This window comes from Rhodococcus sp. Q1, assembly GCF_004153645.1.
In the GTDB taxonomy this organism is placed as follows: Bacteria; Actinomycetota; Actinomycetes; order Mycobacteriales; family Mycobacteriaceae; genus Rhodococcus; species Rhodococcus gordoniae.
On sequence record NZ_SDMJ01000017.1, the window covers coordinates 1 to 7,894 of the forward strand.

Consider the following 7,894-nt stretch of genomic DNA (forward strand, 5'->3'; position numbering starts at 1 on the left):
GGCCGACTCCACCGCCGACACCAACAACTGCGGCAACAACACACCACGACGACCACGCCCACGCCGCTCCGGGCGGGCAGCACGCTCGGAACGCGCGGCGCGCTCGGGGCGGGGAGCACGTTCGGAGCGGGGAGCTCGTTCGGGACGCGACGCCCGGGCACGAGCGCGATCGGCCGGAGATACGTGCGAGTCCGCGTCACTCGATCGCGATGCGTTCACCGGAGTGGCTCCGTCCGCGCTGCCGTCGTGTCGTGAACGCATGAAAAAGCCCACACCCTTCGCTTTCGATACCAGTGGTCGCGCCTGCGAACCGAGCAAGCATAGTCATCCACCCGAATCGCGTGACCTTACTCGACAGTAACCTCTCTGGTTCATCTCCCGAGTCGCCCTCGACGTTACCGGGCGGTACCTCCGGGGTCCCACCTCGCGCATCGGCGGGGCCGTCCGAGGACGGCCCCGCCTGCGGTCAGTCCGGATCGGAGAGCCGGTGCACCCGGTGCGCCGCGCCCCATTCGTCGAGCAGATCCTGGGGCACCTCGTCGACCACGACGACCACCGCGAGATCCTCGAGACTGCCCGGCTCGAGCGTGCGCAGCGAGGCTTCCGGCAGGTGGACGTGCGTGACCCACTCGTTGTAGAGCACACCGTCCAGGGAGGCCCCCGACACCGTCTTCTCGGGTACGACCACGACGACCGCACCCGTCGCGGTCACGGCCAGCGGCTCGAGGGCCACCGATTCGACGTCGACGCTGCCCAGGGCGGCGCTCCGCGACTCGTAGGTCAGCTCGTACCTCTCGCGGAGCTCGTCGATCCGCTCGAGAAGTTCGGCGTTCGTGAACGTCCGCGACCCGATGACCGCCGCCGCGTCCGACGGTTCCACCGGACGCAGCCGGTCCGAGTACGTCACGGGAGCGGCCGAGAGAGCCGACAGGTCCGTCTGCACCTTCTCGTCGTCCACGACGATCCAGTCGCCCGACAGGGATCCTGCCGCCTTCGAGAGGGTCAGACCCACCGCGGCTCCCGCCGGCAGCTCTTCGCCGTGGCGAGCCGGGTCGACCATCACGAGTGCCGCGCCGGTCTTGGCCACCGCCCACTGCGCGACCACCGAGTCCACCGATCGTGGCATCGAGACGGCGACAGCATCGCCTGTTCCCAGCCCGCGATCGATGAGCATGCGGGCCAGGCGGGAAGACCGTTCGTCGAGTTCGCGGTACGAGATCTCCACACCCTGCCCGTCGGCCTCGGGTTCGGCGGGCACGGCGAGTGCGGGCGCCGAGGGGTCCACTTCGACCACTTCCGCGAGCACGGTGGCGAGGGTGCCCGCTCCCGTACCGGCCACCACCGCGGAGGGCCCGGATTCGGCCACGATACGCGCGAGTTCGTCGGCCTCGACGAGTTCGATGTCGGCGACCGCCGTGTCGGAATCCTCGACGAACGCCTCCAGCACACGCACGAAGCGCCGGGAGAGGTGAACGACCTCGGCCTCGTCGAAGAACCGCTCCAGGTATTTGAAGGTCAGCTCGATCTCGCTGTCGGCGACGGTGAGCAGCGTTATCGGATAATGCGTGGCGTCCTTCACTCCGACGCCCGTGATCGTCATGCCGTCGATCGAGCCCGCAGCGTCGGACAGCGCGTCCCGATCGATCGGGTACGACTCGAACACCAGCAGGGAGTCGAATCCGATCGGCGTTCCGATGCGCTGTTCGATGTCGGACAGGCCGACATAGTGGTGATCGAGCAATCCCGCCTGCTCCGCCTGCAGACGGCGGAGCATCTGCGACACGGATTCGTGCCGGTTCGTCCTCACGCGCACCGGCAGTGTGTTGATGAACAGACCCACCATCGACTCGACGCCGGGCAGGTCGGCGGGACGACCCGACACGGTCGCGCCGAACACGACGTCCGAGCTGCCGGTGATGCGGCCGAGCACTACGCCCCAGGCAGCCTGCACGAGGGTGTTCACGGTTACGCCGAGATCGGCCGCGAGGGCGGTCAACCGGGTGGTGCGCTCGGTGTCGAGCAGGACGCGGACCGTGGAGATCGTGTCGTTCCCGGGGTCGCGCTGAACCGGAGCGATGGCGGTCGGATCTCCGAGCCCTTCGAGCGCGGTGGCCCACGCGTCGAGCGAAACCGTCCTGTCCTGCTCGGCGAGCCACGCGAGGAAACTGCGGTAGGAGCGCGCGCGCGGCAGTGCCGTGGGATCACCGCGGAGCACGTACAGGGCCATCAGATCCTGCATGAGCAGCGGCATCGACCAGCCGTCGAGAAGGATGTGATGGGTCGTGACTCCGAGGTGGTACCGGTTCGTTCCGGATCTCACGAGCAGGAACCGAATGAGCGGTGCCGACTCCATGTCGAAGCGGCGGGACTGCTCGTCCGCCAATGCCGATGCGACCGCGGCCATCCGTCGCTCGTCCTCGGTGTCGCTCGAATCGAGTTCTCGCCAGGGAAGCTCGACGTCGTCGAGCACCAGTTGCAGGGACCGTCCCTCCGCGTCCGTGACGAAAGCGGTCCTGAGATTCGGGTATCGGTCCAGCAGTGCTTGTCCGGCCGCACGCAGGCGCGCCGGATCCACCTCACCCTCGAGGTCCAGCACGGCCTGCATGGTGTAGACGTCGACGTGCTCCTCGGTCACCATCGACGCGTGGAACAGCAGCCCCGCCTGCAGCGGCGACAGCGGCCACACGTCCGAGAGCGCCGGGTAGCGCTGCTCCCATTCCTCGATCTCGCTCTGTTCCAGACCGGCGAGCAGCAGGTCGGACGGTGTCAGGCCACCCGCATCCGGTGATGCCGCGTACTGTGCGAGTGCGCTCAGTGCCTGCGACCAATGCTGAGCAAGCTCGTCCACGTCGTCGGAATCCAGCAACCCCGACGGGAAGGCGATGCTCGCGCCGAGCTGGGGTCCGCCGTCGCCGTCCGAGACGATCGCATTGATATCGACGCTCGCGTTGGCGGGCATGTCGGGGTCCTGAGCAACATCCAGCTCGCCGAGCGCGGAGGTCGGTGCCCAGCCGATCTCCGCGAGACCCTCCGGTACGTCCGCCGACGACATCCGGCCCAGATAGTTGAAGCTCACCTGCGGCACTCGGGCGATCGACGCCAACCGCGCCGACGATTCCGGATCCAGATAGCGCAGCAGGCCGAATCCCATGCCCTTGTCCGGGATGGCCAGGAGCTGTTCCTTGACCGCCTTCACGGCCGATCCGATCGCAGCGCCACCGGCGAACGCCTCGTCCACGTCCACTCCGGTCAGGTCGACCCGGACCGGGTACGCACTGGTGAACCACCCGACCGTCCTCGACAGGTCCGCTCCCGGCAGGACGGACTCCTCCCGTCCGTGACCTTCGAATTCGACCAGTGCCGAAGACGATTCGATGCCTCGATCGCGTCGCCACCGCACGAGTGCCAGGCCGAGCGCAGCCATCAGGCCGTCGGCGACACCACCGCGGAACAATGTCGGCACCGACGTCAGCAGAGCATCGGTTTCGGACGCCGGGAGAGACAGCTCGATCCGTCGGACGGTGGAGACGGTGTCGACGGCAGGATCGAACGGACGTGAGCCCAGAGCCGGGTCCGGGCCCTCCAGAATGCGCTCCCACAGAGGAAGTTCCGCCCGGCGCTCCGAGGCCGCAGCCACGAGACCGTGCGCCCATCGCCGCAGGGACGTGCCCACGGCGTCGAGCGACACTTCCTGGCCGGAGACGATCTGCCCCCAGGCCAGGCCGAGGTCCGGCAGCAGGATGCGCCACGAGACGCCGTCCACGACCAGATGGTGGGCGACGACCGCGAGGATGCCCGCACGCTCACCGCCGAAATCGAACCACACGAACCGGAGGACCGAACCGCTGGCAGGATCGAGCCGGCCCAGCGCCGCGTCGATCTCGCGTTCCGCAACGACGGTCAGATCTGCGTCGCTGATTCCGGCGGATAGCTCGACCCGTTCGAGAATCGACACCGGATCGACACTTCCCGCAGCGCGAACGCGTAGGACATGCTCCCCATCGGTTCCGCGCTCGAGGATCGAACGCAGGGCGTCGTGGTGATCGACGACGGCACCGATCGTACGAACGAGCACGTCCTGATCGATCCCGCGCGGCAATGTCACGGCGACGATCTGCGAGAACCGATCGAAACCACCGGGCCACGACAGGACCTCGTGCATGATCGGCGTCAGCGGAACCTCGCCGACACCGCCACCGGGAAGCTCGGCCGGACGCAGTGTCGTCCCGCCCTCGGAGCGCGTCGCGACCTCGGCGAGACCGGCGACCGACCGACGCTCGAAGACGTCCCGGGGGGTGAACACCACACCGCGCGCCTTCGCCCGCGACACCAACTGGATCGACACGATGCTGTCGCCGCCGAGCGCGAAGAACGACTCGTCGACGCTCACCTTGTCCAGATGCAGAACCTCCGCGAACACCTCGGAGATGATCTGCTCGACCTCACCCTCGGCGGCACGGTACTCACGCTCCTCGATCACCGGTTCCGGCAGCGCATCGCGATCGAGCTTGCCCACCGGCGTGAGCGGCACCTCGTCGAGCACCACGATGGCCGACGGCACCATGTGCGGCGGCAACGACCGTGCCACGAACTCGGTCAACTCCGCCGTGTCGACCGTTCGGCCCCCCACCGGCAGCACGTACGACACCAGCACGGTGGCGCCGGAACCGGTGGTCCGGCCGAGAGTAGCCGCGAAATCCACACTGTCGTGTCCGGCGAGAGCCGCGTCGATCTCGCCGAGCTCGATACGGAAACCGCGGACCTTGACCTGGAAGTCGCTGCGGCCGACGAATTCGAGCTCGACGGGACCGCCCTCGAGCGAACGCCAGCGAACCACGTCGCCCGTGCGGTACATGCGCGAGCCGTCGCTGCTGTAGGGATTGGCGACGAACCGCTCGGCGGTCAGGGCGGTGCGCCCGTGGTAACCCCGCGCGAGCGCGCCACCTGCCATGTAGAGCTCGCCTGCGACACCCTCGGGCACCGGGTTCAGCCGGGCATCGAGGACGAGCGCGGATACACCGTGGGTCGGGTTGCCGATCGTGATCGGCCGGCCCGGTTGCAGGCGGGCGAACGACGAGATGATCGTGGTCTCGGTGGGGCCGTAACCGTTGAAGTACTTCCGTCCCGGCGCCCAGCGACCGAGCAGTTCGGGTGTGGTGACGTCGCCGCCCACCGACACCACCTCGAGGCTGTCGATACCGGCAGGATCCATCGTGCCCAGCACTGCGGGCGTGATGATCGTGTGGGTCACCTGTTCGGTCTGCAGCAGTTCCGCCAGATCCGGGCCGCCGATGATCCGGCCCGGCACGATCACCAGCGTCGCACCGCTCGAGAATGCAGCCATCCACTCGAGCACCGACGGGTCGAAGCTCGGCGAGCAGATGTGCAGGAACCGGTGGCCGGCACGCAGGTGGTAGAGGTCCACGGCGGTGTCGACGACACCACCGAGACCGGTGTGGGTGACCACGACGCCCTTGGGCCTACCCGTCGAACCCGACGTGTAGATCACATAGGCCGGGTGTTCGAGCCGGATCGGCCGCACGCGGTCGGCGTCGGTGACCGGTGCACCGGACCGCGCGTCCAGTTCCGCGGCCGTCTCCGGCGCGTCGAGCACGACCCAGTCGGAGTCGTCCGGCATCGCCTCGCGATATTCGGACCCGGTGATACCCATGGCCGCACCGGAATCCGCGAGCATGTAGCGCACGCGGTCGATCGGGTAGTTCGGATCGACCGGCAGGTGGGCGGCACCGGCCTTCGCGATCGCCCACACGCTCAGCACCATCTCGTACGAACGCGGGTACGCGACGGCGACGATGTCCTCCGGTCCGACCCCTCGCTCGATGAGCATGCGGGCCAGGCGCGACGAGGTCTCGTCGAGTTCCCGATAGGTGACCGACCGGCCCTCGTACCGCACCGCGACGGCCTCGGGGGCCCGCGCGACGCCCGAAGTGAGGATGTCGCTGAGGCTTCCACCTGCACTGACGCGGTCGCCGTGGACGTGCGTGAGCCGGTCGAACTCGTCTGTGTCGAGAAGCGGTAGATCTCCGACCGGCAGGTGCGGATCGCCCAGTACTCCCGCGACGAGCATCTCGAACCGTCGAGCGAATCCTTCGATCGTCGAGCGGTCGAACAACGCACTCGCGTAAGAGAATTCAGCCGAAATTCCGGCGGGGACATCCGATCCGCCGCGATGCTCGCGGAGGGTCAGCGACAGGTCGAACTTGACGGTGTCGACCTCGAAGGGCACTCCGGACACCGTGAGTTCGGGCAGTTCCAGCGCCGTCTCGGGCAGGTTCTCGAACGACAGTGCCACCTGGAACAGCGGGTGGCGTGCCGTCGACCGCTCGGGGTTGAGGATCTCCACGAGCCGCTCGAAGGGGATGTCGGCGTGGGCGAACGCTTCGAGGTCGCCCTCCCGCACGCGCGAGAGGAGGTCCGAGAAGCTCTTGCCCGCGTCCACCCGGGTGCGCAGGACGAGCGTGTTGACGAACATGCCGACCAGGTCGTCGACCTCCGATTCGCCACGACCGGCGATGGGCGTGCCGATCGCGATGTCGTCGCTGTCGGAGATCCTCGACAGGAACACCGCGAGCGCGGTGTGCATCACCATGAACATCGTGGTGCCCGTGGAGCGTGCGAGTGCCGCGAGGCCGCGGTGCAGATCCGCGCCGAGGACGAACTCGATCTTGCCGCCGGTGAAGGACTGGATCGAAGGACGCGGCCGGTCCATGGGGAGATTCAGCTCGTCGGGCAGACCCGCGAGCGTGCGCTTCCAGTACTCGGCCTGCGCAGCGAGCAGGCTCTCGGCATCGTCCTCTCCGCCGAGGACCGCACGCTGCCAGATCGCGAAGTCGGCGTACTGCACCGGCAGCGGCGCCCAGCCGGGGGCTTCACCCTCGGCGCGGGACATGTACGCCGTCATCACGTCGCGGGTCAGCGGCGAGATGGACCAGCCGTCGGCGCTGATGTGGTGGACGACGAAGACGAGCACGTGATCGCGCTCGGAGAGCTCGAACAGTCGTGCGCGCAGCGGGATCTCGGTGGTGACGTCGAACCCGCGGGAGACGACCCCGGTCACCTTGTGCAGCAGGTCGTCCTCGGTGGCCGGTTCGACGTCGATGTCGGGCGCGGCCTGCGAGACGGGGAGGATCAGCTGGTAGGGCTGTCCGTCGATCTCGGGGTAGATGGTGCGGAGCACCTCGTGCCGGGCCAGCAGGTCCTGGACCGCCGCCTGCAGCGCACCGAGGTCGAGTGCACCGCTCAGGCGCACCGCGACCGGGATGTTGTCGACCGACGATTCGGTGTCGAAGCGGTTGAGGAACCACATGCGCTGCTGCGCAAGCGACAACGGCACACGGTCGGGCCGCGGCTGCGGCACCAGCGCCGGACGTGCCGCCGCACCCGTGTGCTGCTCGGCCGCGACGGCGAGCGCCGCGACGCTGGGGGCCTCGAACAGCACGCGAACGGGGACGCGGGTGTCGAGCGCCGCGCCGATCCGCGAGACGACCTGGGTGGCGAGCAGCGAGTTGCCGCCGAGTTCGAAGAAGTCGTCGTCGACGCCCACTCGGCTGAGGCCGAGGACGTCGGCGAACACGCCGGCCACGATCTCCTCGATCGGTGTGCTCGGGGCACGGAATTCGCGGGTCTCGAAGACCGGTTCGGGCAGGGCCCTGCGGTCGAGCTTGCCGTTGACGTTCAGCGGCAACGCATCGAGCGTCACGAACGCCGACGGCACCATGTACGACGGCACTCGAGCACCGAGGGCGGATCTTATCGACTCGATGTCCGCCTGCGCACCGTCCGCGGGCACGACGTACGCGACCAGCTGCGTGCCGACCCGCTCGTCCTCCCGGGCGATCACCGCGACATCACGCAGCGCATCCATCGCCCGCAG

The 7,894-nt window shown here is 68.4% G+C and carries 2 protein-coding genes; both read right to left on the reverse strand.

The annotated features are described in order from the left end of the window. Nucleotides 1–219: hypothetical protein (locus EQ874_RS23075; protein ID WP_207213615.1), on the reverse strand; the 219-nt coding region annotated here is incomplete at its 3' end. Nucleotides 220–466: 247 nt separating this feature from the next. Next, a complete protein-coding gene (locus EQ874_RS22725; protein ID WP_207213616.1) occupies nucleotides 467–7,885 on the reverse strand; it encodes a non-ribosomal peptide synthetase in 7,419 nt (2,472 codons plus the stop codon). Nucleotides 7,886–7,894: the final 9 nt, after the last annotated feature.